The 18,051-nt window shown below is 62.4% G+C and carries 14 protein-coding genes and 1 pseudogene; 14 read left to right on the top strand and 1 reads right to left on the bottom strand.

Translation table 11 applies throughout. The features are described from left to right. Positions 1 to 23 precede the first annotated feature (23 nt). Positions 24 to 629 carry a recombination mediator RecR gene (gene recR / locus LXM96_RS09885; RefSeq protein WP_239998309.1) on the top strand — a complete coding sequence of 202 codons (606 nt, stop codon included), beginning with the start codon at positions 24 to 26 and terminating at the stop codon, positions 627 to 629. 66 nt (positions 630 to 695) lie between these two features. Then, positions 696 to 1,877 (top strand): lytic murein transglycosylase, encoded by a 1,182-nt coding sequence (locus LXM96_RS09880; RefSeq protein ID WP_394801936.1) that lies wholly within the window; start codon positions 696 to 698, stop codon positions 1,875 to 1,877. A gap of 4 nt (positions 1,878 to 1,881) precedes the next feature. Here LXM96_RS09880 and LXM96_RS09875 read toward each other — a convergent pair whose 3' ends face one another. Further along, complete coding sequence (locus LXM96_RS09875; RefSeq protein WP_317208210.1) at positions 1,882 to 3,510, bottom strand: MFS transporter; 1,629 nt, start codon at positions 3,508 to 3,510, stop codon at positions 1,882 to 1,884. 227 nt (positions 3,511 to 3,737) lie between these two features. On the opposite strand from LXM96_RS09875, the gene rimP reads away from it, so the two are divergent. The 12 genes and pseudogenes from rimP (at position 3,738) to LXM96_RS09815 (ending at position 18,017) form a co-directional block, all read left to right on the top strand. Continuing rightward, entirely contained in the window at positions 3,738 to 4,331 is a 594-nt protein-coding gene (rimP, locus tag LXM96_RS09870) for a ribosome maturation factor RimP (RefSeq protein WP_239998307.1), read from the top strand. A 55-nt stretch (positions 4,332 to 4,386) separates the two neighbouring features. Then, the gene (gene nusA / locus LXM96_RS09865; RefSeq protein ID WP_239998306.1) at positions 4,387 to 5,997 is read left to right on the top strand and encodes a transcription termination factor NusA; all 1,611 of its coding nucleotides are present in this window, start codon (positions 4,387 to 4,389) and stop codon (positions 5,995 to 5,997) included. Beyond that, positions 5,994 to 6,677 (top strand): RNA-binding protein, encoded by a 684-nt coding sequence (locus tag LXM96_RS09860; protein WP_239998305.1) that lies wholly within the window; start codon positions 5,994 to 5,996, stop codon positions 6,675 to 6,677. The genes nusA and LXM96_RS09860 overlap by 4 nt, the downstream gene beginning before the upstream one ends. 100 nt (positions 6,678 to 6,777) lie before the next feature. Then, positions 6,778 to 9,444 (top strand): translation initiation factor IF-2, encoded by a 2,667-nt coding sequence (gene infB / locus LXM96_RS09855; protein ID WP_239998304.1) that lies wholly within the window; start codon positions 6,778 to 6,780, stop codon positions 9,442 to 9,444. A gap of 77 nt (positions 9,445 to 9,521) precedes the next feature. Continuing rightward, complete coding sequence (kduD, locus tag LXM96_RS09850) at positions 9,522 to 10,283, top strand: 2-dehydro-3-deoxy-D-gluconate 5-dehydrogenase KduD (RefSeq protein ID WP_239998303.1); 762 nt, start codon at positions 9,522 to 9,524, stop codon at positions 10,281 to 10,283. A 174-nt stretch (positions 10,284 to 10,457) separates the two neighbouring features. Beyond that, the gene (gene exbB, locus LXM96_RS09845) at positions 10,458 to 11,606 is read left to right on the top strand and encodes a tonB-system energizer ExbB (RefSeq protein WP_394801928.1); all 1,149 of its coding nucleotides are present in this window, start codon (positions 10,458 to 10,460) and stop codon (positions 11,604 to 11,606) included. Positions 11,607 to 11,609: 3 nt separating this feature from the next. Further along, positions 11,610 to 12,098, top strand: a complete 489-nt coding sequence (exbD, locus tag LXM96_RS09840) for a TonB system transport protein ExbD (RefSeq protein WP_239998302.1) — start codon at positions 11,610 to 11,612, stop codon at positions 12,096 to 12,098. Continuing rightward, positions 12,095 to 13,021 carry an energy transducer TonB family protein gene (locus LXM96_RS09835; protein WP_239998301.1) on the top strand — a complete coding sequence of 309 codons (927 nt, stop codon included), beginning with the start codon at positions 12,095 to 12,097 and terminating at the stop codon, positions 13,019 to 13,021. Before exbD ends, LXM96_RS09835 begins: the two co-directional genes overlap by 4 nt. Before the next feature lie 65 nt (positions 13,022 to 13,086). Beyond that, positions 13,087 to 14,074: pseudogene (locus tag LXM96_RS09830) on the top strand (Ldh family oxidoreductase). A 329-nt stretch (positions 14,075 to 14,403) separates the two neighbouring features. After that, on the top strand, positions 14,404 to 15,030 hold the full coding sequence (locus LXM96_RS09825; protein WP_239998563.1) for a ribonuclease D: 627 nt from the start codon (positions 14,404 to 14,406) through the stop codon (positions 15,028 to 15,030). 87 nt (positions 15,031 to 15,117) lie between these two features. Continuing rightward, positions 15,118 to 16,140 carry a hypothetical protein gene (locus tag LXM96_RS09820; RefSeq protein ID WP_239998300.1) on the top strand — a complete coding sequence of 341 codons (1,023 nt, stop codon included), beginning with the start codon at positions 15,118 to 15,120 and terminating at the stop codon, positions 16,138 to 16,140. Between the two features lie 236 nt (positions 16,141 to 16,376). Continuing rightward, positions 16,377 to 18,017: a hypothetical protein gene (locus LXM96_RS09815; RefSeq protein ID WP_239998299.1), complete on the top strand. Its 1,641-nt coding sequence runs from the start codon at positions 16,377 to 16,379 to the stop codon at positions 18,015 to 18,017. Positions 18,018 to 18,051: the final 34 nt, after the last annotated feature.

The following is an 18,051-nucleotide window of genomic DNA, read 5'->3' as shown; positions in this document are numbered from 1 at the left end:
GAGATATCAGTTAAAAGCGCCCGATGGCAAAACGCGTTACCGGTCCCGAAATCGAGAAACTCATCCAGCTGCTGGCCAAGGTGCCGGGCCTCGGCCCCCGCTCCGCTCGGCGCGCTGCCCTGCACCTGATCAAGAAGAAGGAGCAGCTGCTCGGGCCGCTGGGCGCTGCAATGGGCGAGGCCTATGACAAGGTCAAGGTCTGCTCCCGTTGCGGCAATGTCGATACCGTCGACCCCTGTACCGTCTGCAGAGATGATCGCCGCGACCAGTCGGTCATCATCGTGGTGGAAGACGTATCCGACCTCTGGGCGCTGGAGCGGGCGGGTGCAATGAATACCGCCTACCATGTTCTCGGCGGCACACTCTCGCCGCTGGACGGCGTTGGGCCGGACGACCTCAATATCCGCGCCCTGATCGATCGTGTGAACGAGGGCGGCATCCGCGAGATCATCATTGCCGTGAACGCCACCGTCGAGGGCCAGACGACCGCACATTACATTACCGACCAGCTCGCCGGACTGGACGTCAAGATCACGCGACTGGCGCACGGCGTGCCGGTTGGCGGCGAATTGGATTATCTCGACGAAGGGACGCTGACGGCTGCCCTTCGTGCCCGAACAGCGATCTGAGGAGGCCTTATGAGGATTGTGACCCGAACCCTCGCGCTCCTCCTGATGTTGCTTCCGCTTCCGGCAATGGCAGCGTCCAAGGCGGAAGTTGAAAGGCAGTTCCAGCAGTGGATTTCTGGCGATCTCACGCCCGAGGCGCAACGAAACGGGATCTCGGAGCAGACCCTGCGAAACGCTTTCCAGGGCCTGTCGCTGAACTGGGATCTTCCGGACCTCGTGCCTCCGGGCAGCGCGCCGCCGAAGCAGCAGGATCAAAGCCAGGCGGAGTTCTCATCCCCCGGCGCCTATTTCTCGGAAAAGCGTCTGCAGGGGCTTGCCGCCACCGGGCGCAGCCTTGCCGATCAATATGCGGACACGCTGAGGAGGATCGAAGCGACTTATGGCGTTCCGGGCCGGATCATCGTCGCGATCTGGGGCCGTGAATCCGGCTTCGGTCGCGCAAAGCTGCCACATTCCGCCATCGAGGTGCTTGCCACCAAGGCCTTCATGTCGACGCGGAGGGACATGTTCCGTTCCGAGCTGATTGCAGCACTCCACATGATCGAGGGCGGCGATATCTCCGCCTCGCGGATGATGGGCTCATGGGCCGGTGCGCTTGGCCAGCCGCAGTTCATGCCCTCCAGCTACCTGAAGTACGCCGTTGATTTCGACGGCGACGGGCGCCGCGACATCTGGAATTCCGTGCCGGATTCGCTGGCTTCCATTGCCAATTATCTTGCCCAGGAAGGCTGGCAACGCGGCCGCGACTGGGGCTACGAGGTGAGCATCCCAACCTCTGTCACCTGCGCACAGGAAGGTCCGGATCTTGCCAGGCCCATCTCATCCTGGGCCAATCTCGGCATCCAGCGCATCTCCGGTCGCCCGTTTCCCGCTGAGGAACTACAGGCGTCAGGCATGATGCTGGTTCCGGCCGGGCGGCATGGGCCAGAATTCATCGTTACGCCGAACTTCTACGTGATCAAGGAATACAACAACTCCGACCTCTATGCGCTCTTCATCGGCAACCTCGCGGATCGCATCGCCTATGGCAGCGGCGCGTTTCAGGCGAATTGGGGCAATGTCGGAAAGATGCTGCGCTCCGATGTGCTCGCGATGCAGAAGACGCTGGTCGCCAAGGGCTATGACGTCGGCAAGGTGGATGGGCTCGCCGGCTATAAGACCCGCCGCTCACTTGGCGACTGGCAGGCGAAGAACGGGCTGCAGCCGACCTGCTATCCCGAGCATTCTCTCAAGGCAAGATTGAAGTAATTCCTCAATGAGGATCGATGTGCGGCTGGTGGAAGACATCGTCGCGCATCGCCGGAATCGTCTGCCGCTCGATCATGCGGTGGACACGGACCTGGTCGCCCCGGTGCAGCGCCAGAATCCTGTCCGTCGTCTCCGCATCCGCCTGCGTGCGGCGCTGGTTGTGGCGGACGTACTCGACCCATGTCGGAACGTGGTAGGTTTCCGTCCAGATCTCCGGGTTCTGCAAATCGCGCATCAGGCCCCAGTTGCGGGCACCGTCGCGGATACGGATGCGGCGCCGCTCCGACATCAGTGACAGGAACTCCTCCAGATCCTCGTCGCCGATCTCGTAATCGATCTGGATGACGATTGGACCGCTGCGTGGCTGGATTTCGAGCCCGAGTGCCGGCTCGACGAAGCGGTTCAGGGGGTCGAGGTTAAGGGACTGGAAGTCCGGCATGGGCAGACGCAGACCCACCGCGGCTCCGCCCAGCACCAGCAGGCTCGCAGCGACCAGGGCGCTAGAGGGCGTTGCTGCCTCCGCCCAAGAGCCCCAGAGCCAGCTCCCCGCGGCAATGCCCCCGAAGGCAGCCGTCTGGTAGAGCGAGAGTGCACGACCGACCACCCAGCGCGGGGTCGAGAGCTGCACCACCGTGTTGAGCAGCGAGAGCGTCACCACCCAGCAAATGCCGGCCAGCACCAGGGCCAGGAAGGTCGTCACGGTGTTCGTGCTGAGGCCGATGATCGCCGCGCTCAGCGCAAAGCCGACGAAGGTGACGCGAACGATCTGCTCACTCTTCAGCCACTCGCGGATGCGGGCATTGAGGAAAGCTCCGACGATACCTCCCACCCCGAACGCACCGAACATGATGCCATAGGTGAGCGGCCCGCCTTGAAGGATGTCGCGGACCACGATCGGAAGAAGCGCTAAAACTGATCCCGCGGAAACGCCAAAGATGAAGGCGCGAAGGATGACCTTCTCGAGGTTAGGTGACATGGCGACGTAGCGCAGGCCTGAAGAAATGGCGCCACCCAGCCTCTCGCGCGGAAGCGGGTTCTTCGGCAGGTTCGGCCTCCACCGGAAGAGCACGAAGATCAAGGCAAAATAACTGACCGCATTTATTGCGAAGGCCGCAGCTGCCCCCGCCGCTGCCACGATGACGCCGCCGATGGCCGGCCCGAGGCTGCGGGTGATGTTAAAGCCGGCGCTATTCAAGGAAACCGCGGCAGGAAGATCCGTTCTTGGTATGACGTCTCCGACCGAGGCTTGCCAGGATGGATTGTGGAGGGCGGTTCCTGACCCTATCACGAACGTAAAAGCCAGCAGCATCCAGGGCGTCAGCCAATCCAACCACGCAAAGATGGCAAGCAGAAGCGACGCGGTGAGCATCAGGAACTGGGCGGTCAGCATGACCTTGCGCCTGTCGAAGCTGTCTGCCAGCGCCCCGGAAATGACTGAAAACATCATGATCGGCAGGGCCGTCGACGCCTGTACCAGCGCAATCAAGTTCTCAGAGCTCGTCAACGACGTCATCATCCAGGCCGCGCCCACAGCCTGGATGAGGCCACCGAGGTTGGAGGCCATGCTCGCCAGCCACATGTTGCGGTAGGTCTGGTGGCGTAGTGGCGCGAACGTCGATTGCGGATCTGCCACGCGAATTCCCACTCGGCTGCGGATGATCGCAAGATTATAGAGCGTCTGTCTGCAGAGGCCAGTGCACGACCCCCTTCACCCGACTCTTGCAATCGGCGGGCTGAGCGCGTATATGCACCTCATATTCTTGATCGTTTGATGAAGAGTGGGGCCTGACCGGGACCCGCTCTTTTTTGTTAGGCGATCGACACAGGCAGGCCTTACTGAGGCCAACTTTGGAAAGACCTATGTCGCAGATCGAACACGAGCAGCGCATCATTGTTGAGACAGGCCTTGATCTTCGGGTTGCCGAGATCATCGAGCCTGTGATCGCGTCCATGGATTTCCGTCTCGTGCGCGTGCGGCTGATGAACCAGAACGGGCTGACGTTGCAGATCATGGCCGAGCGCACCGACGGGAGCATGGATGTCGAAGGCTGTGAAGCGATCTCCACGGCTATTTCACCTGTTCTCGATGTGGAAGATCCGATCGATAAGGCGTATCATCTTGAGGTATCCTCCCCGGGCATCGATCGGCCGATGGTGCGCAAGTCAGATTTTGTGCGTTGGCAGGGGCATCTTTTGAAGTGCGAGACCTCGATCATGATCGACAACCGCAAGCGGTTCCGCGGCAAGATCGTCGAGACGAATGACGAGAGCTTCACGATCGAGCGCGACCAGGTAGCCTATGGCGAGGCACCAAGTGTAACGATCCCGTTCTCGGCGCTCGCTGAAGCCAAACTGATCCTGACGGACGATTTGATCCGTGACGCCTTGCGCGCCGACAAGCTGGCTAAAACCCAGGCCGCCAATCAAAACGCCGAAAACGGCGAAGACGAATAGCTACGAATACCGGCATAACGGCCGGAAACCTTTCGACTGACGGAGACGAACGACCATGGCAGTGAGTGCAAATCGGCTTGAGCTTCTGCAAATTGCAGACGCAGTGGCACGTGAGAAGGTCATCGACCGTGAGATCGTGCTGGCTGCGATGGCTGACGCCATCCAGAAAGCCGCCCGCTCCCGTTACGGCTCGGAAACGAATGTTCGCGCCGACATCAACTCAAAGACCGGCGAGATTCGGCTTCAGCGTCTTCTCGAGGTGGTCGAACAGGCCGAGGATTACGGGACACAGATCCCGCTCGAACTTGCTCGCGATCGTAATCCCGATGCCAAGATTGGCGACTTCATCGCCGATCCTCTGCCGCCGATGGACTTCGGCCGTATCGCCGCACAGTCGGCGAAGCAGGTCATCGTTCAGAAGGTTCGCGAAGCGGAACGCGATCGCCAGTTCGACGAGTTCAAGGACCGCGTGGGCGAAATCGTCAACGGCACCGTCAAGCGCGTGGAATATGGCAACGTGATCGTCGACCTTGGCCGCGGCGAAGGCATCATCCGCCGCGACGAGATGATCCCGCGCGAAGCCATGCGCTATGGCGACCGCGTGCGGGCCTATGTCTATGATGTCCGCCGCGAACAGCGCGGACCGCAGATCTTCCTGTCGCGTACCCACCCGCAGTTCATGGTGAAGTTGTTCACCATGGAGGTACCGGAAATCTACGATGGCATCATCGAGATCCGTTCTGTTGCCCGTGACCCGGGTTCCCGTGCAAAGATCGCTGTCATTTCAAACGACTCCTCGATCGACCCGGTGGGCGCATGCGTCGGTATGCGCGGCTCCCGCGTTCAGGCGGTCGTGGGCGAGTTGCAGGGCGAGAAGATTGACATCATCCCGTGGTCCAATGACCCGGCGTCCTTCATCGTCAATGCGCTGCAGCCTGCGGAAGTGGCGAAGGTTGTCCTCGACGAGGATGCCGAGCGTATCGAAGTTGTTGTTCCGGACGAGCAGCTGTCGCTGGCCATCGGCCGGCGGGGACAGAATGTTCGCCTGGCGTCGCAACTGACAGGCTGGGACATTGACATCCTGACGGAGCAGGAGGAGTCGGGCCGACGTCAGAAGGAATTCAACGAGCGCACCAACCTCTTCATGGAAGCGCTCGATGTCGACGAGATGGTTGGACAGGTTCTTGCGTCCGAGGGCTTCGCCGCGGTCGAGGAACTCGCCTACGTTGAGCTTGATGAAATCTCATCCATCGAAGGATTCGACGAGGATACGGCGCAGGAAATTCAAACTCGTGCACGCGAGTATCTTGAGAAGATCGAGGAAGAGATGGACGCCAAGCGCAAGGAGCTCGGCGTACAGGACGAGCTGCGCCAGATCGATGGCCTGAATGGCCAGATGCTGGTGGCGCTTGGCGAAGACGGCATCAAGACGGTGGAAGATTTTGCCGGTTGCGCCGCTGACGATCTTGTCGGCTGGAGTGAACGCAAGGATGGCGAAACGAAGAAGTTCGAGGGCCTCTTATCGAAGTTTGATGTATCGCGCGCGGAAGCGGAGAACATCATCGTTCAGGCTCGCCTCATGGCCGGGTGGATCACAGAGGAAGATCTCGCTGCCGAACAGCAGGTTGATCAGGACGAGGAGGCGGAAGCCGTCGTCGAAGAATGACAGCCGACCTGCCGGAGCAGGAGCCGGACGATGACGGGGAGCTCCCTGTGAACGACCGTACCTGCATCGTGACACGCGAAGCGGAGGCGCCAGAAGGGCTGATCCGCTTCGTTGCCGGACCCGACGGGCGCGTCGTGCCGGACCTGAAGCGACAGCTTCCAGGCCGCGGCTGCTGGGTCAAGATGGACCGGGCTCTGGTAGATCGCGCCGTGCAGAGAAAGCTTTTTGCTCGCGCGCTGAGGCGGGAGGTCACGGCAGACGCCGAGCTTGGAGAGCTCGTGGACCGGCTGCTGGTGGTTGATCTCGTGGGAATGATGAACATGGCCCGCAAGGCTGGGCAATTCATCACCGGTGCAATGAAGGTGGATGCTGCCGTTCGCTCCGGCGCTGCCCAGGCCGTATTCCACGCGGCCGATGCAGCAAGCGATGGCGTCCGCAAGATCGATCAGGCTCGAAAAGCCTGGACGCTCGGCACGAACGCCGAGGAGAACATCCCGTCCTTTTCGTTCTTCACGAGCGTGGAAATGGACGAACTGTTAGGCCAGAATGCCTTTATTCATGCCGCGGCGCTTGCCGGACAGGCGGGTGAAGGTGTAGTGAAGCGCGCAACCATGCTCGAAAAGTACCGCGGCGTCGGTCAGTCTGGAGCAGCGGGCGATGCGCGTCCGCGAAATCCATGACGCGGCCACCGGCACAAGCCGGCCGCCGTACCGAGAGACATGCATTGATAGACGAGGTCTGATGTCGCCATCTGTCCTCGTTTGAAGGAACAGGAACGGAATGACCGACAACAACGACGACAAGACACTTGGGGTTAAGAAGACCCTCACCCTGAAGCCTTCGGGAGTGAGCCAGGGCACTGTGCGCCAGGATATGGGCCGTGGCCGCACCAAGGCGGTCGTGGTCGAGACCCGCAAGCGCCGCCCTATCCGCCCTGAAGACGACAAGCCTGCATTTGCGGCTCCGGCGCCGCGTGCCGCTGAGCCTGCCGCCCCTGCCCCACGGCCGCAACAGCCGAGCGCCCCGACCACCCGCGTTCATCAACCGACGCAAGCACATCGTCCTGCAGCGCCAGCTCCACAACAGCGGCAGCCAGAGCGGCCGCGCGGCGCCGTGCTGCACGACCTGTCGGCCAGCGAGATGGATGCCCGCCGCCGCGCATTGCTCGAAGCACAGGCCCGTGAAGTCGTCGAAGCCAAACAGCGTGCCGAAGATGAGGCGCGCCGCAAGGTGGAGGACGAACGCCGCAAGGCAGAGGAAGCCGAAGAGGCTGCCCGCCGTGCTGCGGAGCCTGCACCCGTTGAAGTGCCCGTCGAGGAAGCGCAAGCGCCGGCTGCGACGCCTGCGCCAGAACGTGCTGCTGATGCGCGTCCCGGCGTTTCGCGAACACAGCCTGCCGCACCGGCACAGCCGGTCATCGGTCGTGGACGCAAGACCAACAGCGAGGAGGACGATGACCGCGGTCCGCCACGCGGAGCCCCGGCGCGAGGCCGAGTGGCAGCCCCGGCGCCGGCCAAGGCGCCTGCGCGTCCCAAAACCGAAGATGAACGCCGCCGCGGCAAGCTAACCGTCACCACCGTCAGCACTGACGAGGATGGCGGCAACGCGCGTGGCCGCTCGATGGCTGCCATGCGCCGCCGGCAGGAGAAGTTCCGCCGCAGCCAGATGCAGGAACCGCGTGAAAAGGTCATGCGCGAAGTCATCCTGCCGGAGACCATCACCATTCAGGAACTGTCGCAGCGCATGTCAGAACGCGCGGTCGACGTCATCAAGTTCCTGATGAAGGAAGGTCAGATGATGAAGCCCGGCGACGTCATTGATGCCGACCTTGCGGAACTCATCGCCGTCGAATTCGGGCACACGGTCAAGCGGGTGTCGGAGTCTGACGTCGAGGAAGGCATCTTCGACGTGCAGGACAGCGCAGAGGAACTGGTCCCACGTCCCCCGGTCGTCACCATCATGGGTCACGTCGACCACGGCAAGACCTCGCTGCTCGATGCCATCCGTCAGGCCAACGTCGTGTCCGGTGAAGCCGGTGGCATCACCCAGCATATCGGTGCCTATCAGGTCGAACAGAACGGCCAGAAGATCACCTTCATCGACACCCCCGGCCACGCTGCCTTCACGGCCATGCGTGCTCGTGGCGCGCAGGCAACGGATATCGCGATCCTGGTGGTCGCGGCCGATGACAGCGTGATGCCGCAGACGATCGAGTCCATCAACCACGCCAAGGCGGCTGGGGTCCCGATCATTGTAGCAATCAACAAGATCGACAAGCACGAAGCCAATCCGGACAAGGTCCGCCAGCAGCTTCTGCAGCACGAAGTCTTCGTGGAATCGCTGGGCGGCGAAGTGCTCGACGTGGAAGTGTCCGCCAAGAACAAGACCAATCTCGACAAGCTGCTCGAGGCCGTCCTGCTCCAGGCCGAAATTCTCGACCTCAAGGCCGACCCGACCCGGACCGCCGAAGGCACGGTGATCGAAGCTCAGCTCGATCGCGGCCGCGGTGCGGTTGCAACTGTTCTCGTGCAAAAGGGTACGCTGAAGCCGGGCCAGATCATTGTCGCCGGCGATCAGTGGGGCCGCGTCCGCGCGCTCGTCACCGACAAGGGTGAGCATGTCAAGGAAGCCGGCCCGGCAATGCCGGTCGAGGTCCTCGGCCTTTCCAGCACTCCGGCCGCCGGCGATCGCTTTGCGGTGGTCGAAAGCGAAAGCCGCGCACGCGAAATTTCCGAATACCGCCAGCGGCTTGCCCGCGACAAGGCGGCGGCTCGCCAATCTGGCCAGCGCGGCTCTCTCGAGCAGATGATGAGCAAGCTGCAGAACACCGGCTATAAGGAATTCCCGCTGCTCATCAAGGGCGATGTGCAGGGTTCCGTGGAAGCGATCATCGGTGCTCTGGACAAGCTTGGAACCGACGAGGTTCGGGCCCGCGTCGTTCATTCCGGTGCCGGCGCGATCACCGAGTCGGACATCTCCCTGGCGGAATCGTCTGAGGCGGCGATCATCGGCTTCAACGTTCGTGCCAATGCACAGGCACGCACGGCGGCCGAACGGGCTGGTATCGAGATCCGCTACTACAACATCATCTATGATCTGGTGGATGACGTGAAGGCAGCGATGTCGGGCCTCCTTTCGCCGGAACGTCGCGAGACCTTTCTCGGCAACGCCGAGATTCTTGAGGTGTTCAACATCACCAAGACCGGCAAGGTTGCGGGCTGCCGCGTCACGGAGGGCAAGGTGGAGCGTGGTGCGGGCGTGCGCCTGCTACGCGACAACGTCGTTATCCACGAAGGCAAGCTCAAGACGCTCAAGCGCTTCAAGGACGAAGTTGCCGAAGTGCCGGTGGGCCAGGAATGCGGCATGGCCTTCGAGAACTACGAAGACATCCGGGCCGGCGACGTCATCGAGTGCTTCCGCGTGGAGCACATTACCCGCACGCTCTAAGCGACGGGCGAACCAATGGAAGCCGCTGGGAAGAGATTTCCGGCGGCTTTTTCTTGTCACACGTGGAGGAGCGAGACGTGACCATTTCCTTTGACCTTAGCGGAAAGACTGCGATTGTGACCGGTGCCAATACCGGCCTCGGGCAGGCCATCGCCGTCGCGCTTGCCGGCGCTGGCGCCGATGTTGCTCTCGTGGGGCGTTCATCGATGGAGGAAACCGAAACCGCGATTTCGGCCCAAGGCCGCGGCAAGTGCCTTACCATCCAGGCCGATCTTTCCACGGTCGCGCCGGTGCAGGGCGTGATCGATCAGACAGTGGCCTGGGCGGGCCGTGCGGATATTCTCGTCAACAATGCCGGGATCATTCGTCGCGCTGATGCCGTCGACTTTACCGAGGCCGATTGGGACGCGGTGATGGACGTCAACTTGAAGACCGTCTTCTTCCTGTCGCAAGCCTTTGCCCGCCAGCTCCTGGGAAAAAGTCAGCCAGGCAAGATCATCAACATTGCCTCGCTGCTCTCGTTTCAGGGCGGAATCCGCATTCCGTCCTATACCGCTTCCAAAAGCGGACTTGCCGGCCTCACCCGCCTGCTCGCCTGCGAATGGGCCGGCAAGGGCATCAACGTCAACGCCATCGCCCCCGGCTATTTCGAAACCAATAACACGGAGGCGCTGCGTAACGATCCGGACCGGAATTCCTCCATCCTCGGCCGCATCCCGGCAGGCCATTGGGGGCGTCCGGAGGAATTGGGCGGCGCCGCAGTCTTCCTGGCCTCGGCTGCATCCGACTATGTCCATGGCATCGTCCTGCCAGTCGACGGAGGCTGGCTCGCGCGCTAGCATCGACGCCGTGACAGACAGAGAAATCTGGTCTGCAGGTTCAAGATTTATTGTTGCCATTTCCAGTCATGTTTATTATCGAGGGGCTCGTGAGAGGCCGGCGCGCTGCCGGCTGTCGTGGAAGCTTGAACCGCAGGCGCGGGCGCAAGCTCCAGCATACGGAGTGCCTCAACCATGCCGTCCACCGCTGCCAGCATCCATTACTCGCGCACCTGCGCCCATCTCGGTTTAGCAGCCATATTGATCGGCCTGCTTACGGCGATACCAAACATGGTGCAGGCGCAGGAGCCACTGCCGGCACAGCAGAGCGCTCCTCCCGCCGAGACCGTTGCACCGACCGTACCGCCGGCGCCCGGCGCTGCGCCGCAGGCGGCGACGCCCGCTGGGACCGCTCCTGACACCGAAACACCTGCGACGGATACCGCACCGCCGGCTGCTTCTCCTCCCTTGAACTCAGTTGCACCTGAAGGCACTATACGCGCGGAAGACGCAGCCCCGTCCACAGCGCCGTCCACGGATAGTTCCCCGGCTGTCGATGAACCCGCCGCTGACGTTCCGGCCATGCTGCAGAATCTCCTGCCCGCCGGCGAGCGAGCAGACATCCCCCACGACCTGTCGCCTTGGGGTATGTTCATGGCCGCCGACTGGGTGGTCAAGGGCGTAATGCTCGGCCTCGCCTTTGCTTCACTGGTCACCTGGACGGTTTGGCTCGCCAAGACGCTGGAGCTGGCTGGTGCTCGGGCCCGTGCAGGCCGTACCCTGAAGATCATCCGCAACTCGGCGACACTTGCGGAAGCCGTGGGGGAAACCGGACAACGCGGAGGACCTGCTGCCCTAATGTTGCGTTCGGCTGCCGAGGAAGTGCGCCTTTCGGAAGCTGCCCTTGACCATGCCGACAATGCCGGTGTGAAGGAGCGCGTTTCCTCCGCCCTTGGACGGATCGAATCAGCTGCGGGTCGTCGGATGTCACGCGGTACCGGCGCTCTTGCGACGATCGGCTCGACTGCTCCGTTTGTCGGCCTGTTCGGCACCGTCTGGGGCATCATGAACGCCTTTATCGGCATTTCGGAAGCTCAGACGACCAATCTTGCCGTCGTCGCGCCCGGTATTGCCGAGGCCCTGCTTGCGACGGCCATCGGCCTCGTCGCCGCCATTCCCGCCGTGGTGATCTACAACGTCTTCGCCCGCTCAATCACCGGCTACCGGCAGCTGCTTGCCGATGCGGCTGCTGGCGTGGAGCGCCTCGTCAGCAGAGACCTCGATTTCCGCAAGGTGCCGCCTGGCGGCCGGAAGGCGCCCGTATCGCTTGTAGCGGGAGAATGATCGATGGCTGGCGGCATCCGCGAAAACCCCGGTGGCGAACTTTCGGAGAACCACGAAATCAACGTCACGCCGTTTATTGACGTGATGCTGGTGCTGCTGATTATCTTTATGGTGGCGGCGCCGCTCGCGACGGTTGACGTCAATGTCGACCTGCCCGCCTCATCCGCGCAGCCGGCGCAGCGTCCCGACGAGCCGCTATACCTGACGGTTAAGGAAGACCTCAGCCTTAACCTCGGCAATGATCCCGTTCAGCGTGAGCAGTTGGCCGCGGTTTTGGAACGCGTGACCGACGGCAACAAGGACACGCGCATTTTTCTGCGCGCGGACAAGGCGATTGAATACGGGCGATTCATGGAGGTCATGAACCTGCTGCGCGACGCCGGCTACTTGAAGATCGCTTTGGTGGGACTTGAGAGCTCACCAAGTGCTGCTCCGCCTGCGCAAGGGGAAGGGCCTGGGGCAGCGATGTCCGCTAACGAGGCCGATCCATGAGATCGGTTATGCCATCCAGCCGCGCCGGCCGGATTGGTGAGCTGGCGCTTTGGTCGGCCGCCGGCATGGTGGTCATCACGGTGCATCTCGCGGCGGCAGCTATGCTGCTACGGCAGGAGCAGGTTCCACCAGCCGACAACGGTCCACCGGCCGCCATCATGATCGAACTCGCGGCCGAACCCGAGGCTGTCAACACCGAGGAGGACCAGGTCTCGATCGAGGAGGTCGACTCCGAACAGGTTGAGAGCAATCAGACCGAGCCTGTCGAGGACCCGCCGCCGGAGCCGATGCCAGAACCCGTGGAACCACCTCCACCAGAGGAGGTGGTCGAGCCCGAACCGCTACCAGAGCCAGAACCAGAGCCGGTCGAGAAGCCTGCGCCTGAGACAACGGAGACGATTCCGGAGGCTCAGCCAGAGCCCCAGCCATCAGAAGAGACTGACCCACTGGAGCAGCAGATGATCGCTGCCCTTGAGAATGTGGAGGTGCCGCTTCCTGTGTCGCGTCCGCCCCCGCCGCGGGAACCGAAGAAGCAGCCGCCTCAGCAGGTTCGAAAGCAGCCACAGGCTGCAAAGGCTTCGCAGCAGGCCAAGGTTCAGGCAAAGCAATCGGAACGGACGGCTGCCAGCCATACCAACGCCGGCTCTTCGAGATCCTCTGTATCGCCTGCAAAGTGGAAGTCGAGGGTTCAGGCGAAGATCGCGCGCAACGCCCGTCGATGCCCCGGAAACGACAAGGGGACTGCGGCGGTACGCTTCAGCTTCGACGGCAACGGTAATATCACCAATGTCTCCTTATCACGCTCATCGGGCAGTTCTGCGATCGATAGCTATATTGTAGCAGCCGTACGTCGTGCCTCGCCAATCCCTGCGCCACCCGACGGAGTTCCAAACTACCTGAATCAGGGACTAAGGTGCGAATGAGCTTGGGGGTGGACCGCCAGCGGGGTGGTAACTAGTAACGCTCACATCCTACTGGACCCCTGTCGATGCTTAGACCTCTCCACGACCTCGAAGCGCTGGTGCGCGAGGTATTCGAGGCGAACGGTGCTTGCGCCCTCGCGGCTGCCTCGGTCGCTCACGCCCTTGTCCAGGCAGAAGCCGCAGGCCAGTACGGACACGGATTGCGCCGTCGCTCCCTATGTAGGCCAGTTGCGCACCGGGAAGGTGAAGGGACGGGCAGTGCCGGTCCTGGCGATGCCGCGACCGGCGGTCGCCGAGGTCGATGCGGCTCACGGCTTTGCCTATCCTGCTATCGACATGGCTGTTTCTGCGTTGCCGCAGATGGCCAGCACACACGGCATCGCCGTTGCTCTCGTCAAGCGCTCCCACCACGCCGGCGTTGCCGGACTGGCGGTCGAGCGTCTGGCTGACACGGGCCTCATGGCGCTCATGGTCGCCAATGCTCCCGCCTCCATGGCGGCGTGGGGCGGACGCAAACGCATTTTCGGCACCAATCCGATCGCCTTCGCCGCTCCCATGGCCGGCGGCGATCCGCTGGTCATAGATCTCGCCCTTTCGACAGTCGCGGCCGGCAAGATCGTCGCGGCCCAGCAGCGGGGAGAAGCGATACCGGAGGGGTGGGCTCTCGACTCCGAGGGAAACACCACCACCGATCCGACAGCCGCCCTGACGGGAGTTCTCTCCCCTTCAGGCGGCGCCAAGGGAGCGGCCCTCGCGCTCATGGTGGAAGTATTGGCTGCAGGACTGACCGGTGCGAACTTTTCCTATGAAGCCTCCTCCTTCTTCGACGCGAAAGGTTCTCCTCCGGGTGTCGGTCAGGTGATCATCGCGATCTCTCCGGGATCCGGCAACGCGGCTCAACGGGTCGCCGAGCTTGCGGACGTGATGACCCACGAAGAAGGCGTAAGACTTCCGGGGCGGCGCGGGCAAACGAGTCGAAAGCTTGCCTTGGAGAAAGGTCTTGAGATCGACGACAAGGTGATGAAGGAGATTGACCGACTGCGCGTACTCTGATCCGTCGTGGCATGACGGCCGATACCCAGGTTCCGAAAAGGAAAAAGCCCGACGCGGGAGGAGGTGCGTCGGGCTTTAAACTTGATCGGCAATTGGGAGGAGGAGGAGGTTGCCGATCCGTATCTGGCGACGCTGGGAGGAGGAGTGCGTCGCTTCGATGTCCAAACATATAGGAGGGCGGGGATGCCTTGCCAAGAGCTTTGTTGCAACGCAGCAATGCATCACGTGCACAGCTTCCTCTATGTCCTCCCGCTGGTAGCGCACCGGCACCCGGTGCTTGCCGCAGCCCTGCCGATGTGCCATTGCCTCCGCTACGAACAGAGAGGCCGATCATGACCAGTATTCGCTACCACGAAGGTGACATCTCCGACGCCGACGCCGAACGCTACACTGGTGATATCGCAATCGATACGGAAACGCTGGGGCTCGTTCCGCGACGCGACCGGCTTTGCGTGGTACAGCTGTCGCCGGGCGATGGTACGGCGGACGTGATCCGCATTGCTGCCGGGCAGAAAGAAGCACCCAATCTGGTTGCACTGCTGGCGGATCCATCACGTCGCAAGATCTTCCATTATGGCCGCTTCGATATAGCTGTCCTGTTTCATACCTTCGGCGTTACCACCACCCCCGTCTTCTGCACCAAGATCGCGTCTCGCCTCACCAGAACCTATACCGATCGTCACGGACTGAAGGACAACCTCAAGGAGCTGCTCGACGTGGATGTGTCGAAGGCTCAGCAGCAGTCGGATTGGGCCGCTGAGAAGCTGTCGCCGGCGCAGCTCGAATATGCTGCCTCCGATGTCTTGCATCTGCACGCCCTCGTCGACAAGCTGACGCTGCGTCTCAACCGCGACGGTCGTACCGAACTTGCCAATGCCTGCTTCCAGTTTCTTCCGACCCGCGCAAAGCTCGACCTGCTTGGCTGGGAAGAGACGGACATATTTGCGCATAGCTGACCACGAGTGCGAACTCGCACCATTCTCGGTTAACCCACGGTTTACCCTGTGCATCTAGGCTGGCGCCAAACGTCTGGGGCGCAAGCCATGCTATCACCGACACAGGCAGCCTCCGGGCTCGCAGCGACCACTCTCATGCAGTCGACCCTCGACAGCTTGGAAGAGCGACGCAGGCAGGACGAGGAGAAGGCGTCCGGCAGCAAGAAGGATCCGGTCGTCGAGGCGCGTATCAGCGCCAGTACCGAATCCCGGCGTGCCCAGGGCAAGATTGCCGAAGCGCTGTTCGGCATCAACAACATCGACCCGAACGAGCTGAAGATGAAGCTGACCGAACGGTTGGCGGCAAGGCTCGGGATCGATCTTGAAGAAGAGAGATCAAGCTACGCGCTCGGCAAGGCGATCGAAGACGCGGTGAAGGAGCTCGATTCCGATCAGATTGCGAAGCTTCAAAAGGATCTGGGGCTAGCCGACGCCGGGGTAACGCTCGCGACCGTTATTGCGGCGATCAAGAACCCCTATGGCGACGACAATGCGCGCCTCATGGAAGGGATGACCAAGGTCGCCAATGGCGGCAAGGCCACATTCGACGTCCAACGCGTTCTGCAACGTCTGGAGGACGTGGCCGATCCGAAGACGCTTGAGGAACTGAAGCTCGGGCCGCAGGGATATGACCCGACGCGGGTTGAGGACGCGCAAACGCGTGCGGAGCGGCAGGAGGATATTCAGGCTCTCGAGGCTTCGGAGAAGCTCGAGGATATCCAGGAGATGCAGGACGCGGTGGAGCTTCGCAACGATCGCGCGGCAACACCCCGAGCGCCAGATGGTGAGGTTGCCGATGCCACGGAGACAGATATGGTTCTGCTTCTTGGGGCAACCGTCGAACAGGCCAAGTCTTCTGAGCATGCCGATAATCCCCCGCCTGCGGAAAGCGCCGCCTCACCAGAAAACGGTGTCGCCTTGGGGGGTCTGGAAGAGCCGAACGAAGTCAATGCGGAAGCCATGGAAGAACTTGCCGAAGACGTGTCGAGCCAAACCGGCCCAGATGTTTTGCCCATATCGGTAGATGACATGGGTCTCTACGAGCTCTTGAAGAAGAAGCTGGCTGCTTAGCACCTCGCGCCGAAGTGGGGTTTGTGCCTATCAGCGCAACTTTCGCTGTTTTCCGCCGCCGTGGCCGGAACTGGCAGCGCCCGCCCGTTAGCAGATTGTTAACGAGTCCGCTGCAATTCTAACAGTCAGTCGGCATTTGTGACGCCATGAGGCGTCGCGGCCGCAGCGCCGAACGCTGCGAAGCGCGGACCGCTGTAGCCGATCTGTCTTGCCAACGCGATGACATGGAGCAGGTCATGCTGCCGCCCATCAGTGCTGCTTTGAGCGCCTCGGTTGACTACCAGACTGCCGGCCGCCCCATCCAGCGCTCTCCGGTCAGTGCCGCCTCCGGACAACCGACCGCGGCCATGCCCATGCCCGCCAATCTTCTGAACGGCGGGCGAATCGACGTGCTATCCTTGTTCAGCCAGTTGAACATCGCGCAGGGTCTCTCCGTATTTGCCGAGACCGTCGGAAGCTATCTGAAAATCAGCCGGCGCGAGGGCGAAAGCCTCACTGACTACGCGCACCGTCTGGCGGAAGCCGTTAAGTCGCTCAGCGCGTCGCAGCGGACGATGCTCGAACAGACCCTGGCACAGCTTGCTCGCGGCATGACGCTTCGCACGCTGACCGAGGTCCTCAGCAACCTTCTCGGCCCTGAGGCGGCACGTGTGAGTGCCTATCTGGAGGCGGAGCAACTGACGGAGCGCGACCCGGTCGCCCGCGCAGTGGTCAGTTCCTACCGCTCGAATGGCGGCGCAGACATCGCCTCTGCGTCTGCTGCGATCCGTGCCTCGGTGGTCGCAACAGACGTGCCATCAAGGCAAGCGGCTCCCGTTCCCGCTTTGCACGTCGACGAGGTCGCCAGCACCGGCCCGGCGGGAGCCCCTGCCAGGGCAGCCAGTTCAGGAGCACCAGCAACAGCTTCCCTCCCCTCGTCATCAAAATTCACCGGCGCCGGAGCGACGGCCGGCAGGATGGAGGCTAGGAGCGGCGACGGTCTTCGGACCCAAGCCGAAGCGGAGATCGGCGTCCGTAGTGCCTCCTTGGTGAAGCAGACTGAGGGTGCTGGTACCAACCGCACCAGCCTATACCCTGCGACGAGTACCGCAACCTCAAACCGTGGCGCGGGGTCCGCCGGTACAAGCGATCCCCTCCCCCTGCAGAAAGGTCCTGTCCCCGGACGAGTTACGGCAAGCGAACCCACCTCTGCACCTGCTCCCGGTGCAGGGTCGCCCGTCATCTATGATGGACCGGCACTGGCGCGCCTGGCTCAACGAGCGGTGGGAGACACGAAGAACAAGTTCCTGCAGGAGGTTCTTTACCACACCGCCGGCGCACCCAGTCCTCTGCCCGCGGAGGCTGCCACGTCAGCCCGCGAGACCAGCACTCAGGTTTTGGCCGACCTCGCGGCGCCAAAACCGGGACAGGACGCGGCATCCCAAATTCTGCGGCCGGAAATCGCCGAGGCGAGCAACCGGCCGGCCAAGGCTGTCATGGCAGGCACGCCGGAGGTGGATGAAACACCACTTCCAGCCCCGGGCGGGGCGGCAAAGGCTGCGGCAAGCCCGCTGCTTGCATACGCCACGCCCGATCCGACAGCCTTCGTGCTGGCTGCGCCAATGATGGCGCGTGAGGGATTTGCGCAGGCCTTTGTCGCTTACCCGCAGGTACCGCCACCGCCGCCGGAAGAGGAACGCGACGTGGAGCGTGTGACGGCTATCGACGAAGATGGTGGAGGCCGATCCTCGCAGCAGGATGCCCAGGATGAGCGTGAGGGCGAAGAAGGCGAAAGCGCCGCGGATGATGAAAGCCCGGACGAGGCGGTGCAGGAACTCAACGCTGAAGCTCCGGATCACGCAGAGGATCTCTACTGGCGCATGGCCGATCTCAGCTGAACCGAACGTCAAACGCAAAAAGGCCGCCGGACCT

Origin of the sequence: Rhizobium halophilum, from assembly GCF_021648825.1 — a bacterium.
GTDB classification, from domain to species: Bacteria; Pseudomonadota; Alphaproteobacteria; order Rhizobiales; family Rhizobiaceae; genus Neorhizobium; species Neorhizobium halophilum.
Note: the sequence above shows the minus strand (reverse complement) of the source record. Positions and strands in the feature narration are given on the sequence as shown.

Bases quoted from the DNA above. Each gene is read 5' to 3' on its own strand.
- recR (WP_239998309.1), top strand. From the start codon at position 24: ATGGCAAAACGCGTTACCGGTCCCGAAATCGAGAAACTCATCCAGCTG.
- LXM96_RS09880 (WP_394801936.1), top strand. From the start codon at position 696: ATGGCAGCGTCCAAGGCGGAAGTTGAAAGGCAGTTCCAGCAGTGGATT.
- rimP (WP_239998307.1), top strand. From the start codon at position 3,738: ATGTCGCAGATCGAACACGAGCAGCGCATCATTGTTGAGACAGGCCTT.
- nusA (WP_239998306.1), top strand. From the start codon at position 4,387: ATGGCAGTGAGTGCAAATCGGCTTGAGCTTCTGCAAATTGCAGACGCA.
- LXM96_RS09860 (WP_239998305.1), top strand. From the start codon at position 5,994: ATGACAGCCGACCTGCCGGAGCAGGAGCCGGACGATGACGGGGAGCTC.
- infB (WP_239998304.1), top strand. From the start codon at position 6,778: ATGACCGACAACAACGACGACAAGACACTTGGGGTTAAGAAGACCCTC.
- exbB (WP_394801928.1), top strand. From the start codon at position 10,458: ATGCCGTCCACCGCTGCCAGCATCCATTACTCGCGCACCTGCGCCCAT.
- exbD (WP_239998302.1), top strand. From the start codon at position 11,610: ATGGCTGGCGGCATCCGCGAAAACCCCGGTGGCGAACTTTCGGAGAAC.
- LXM96_RS09835 (WP_239998301.1), top strand. From the start codon at position 12,095: ATGAGATCGGTTATGCCATCCAGCCGCGCCGGCCGGATTGGTGAGCTG.
- LXM96_RS09820 (WP_239998300.1), top strand. From the start codon at position 15,118: ATGCTATCACCGACACAGGCAGCCTCCGGGCTCGCAGCGACCACTCTC.
- LXM96_RS09815 (WP_239998299.1), top strand. From the start codon at position 16,377: ATGCTGCCGCCCATCAGTGCTGCTTTGAGCGCCTCGGTTGACTACCAG.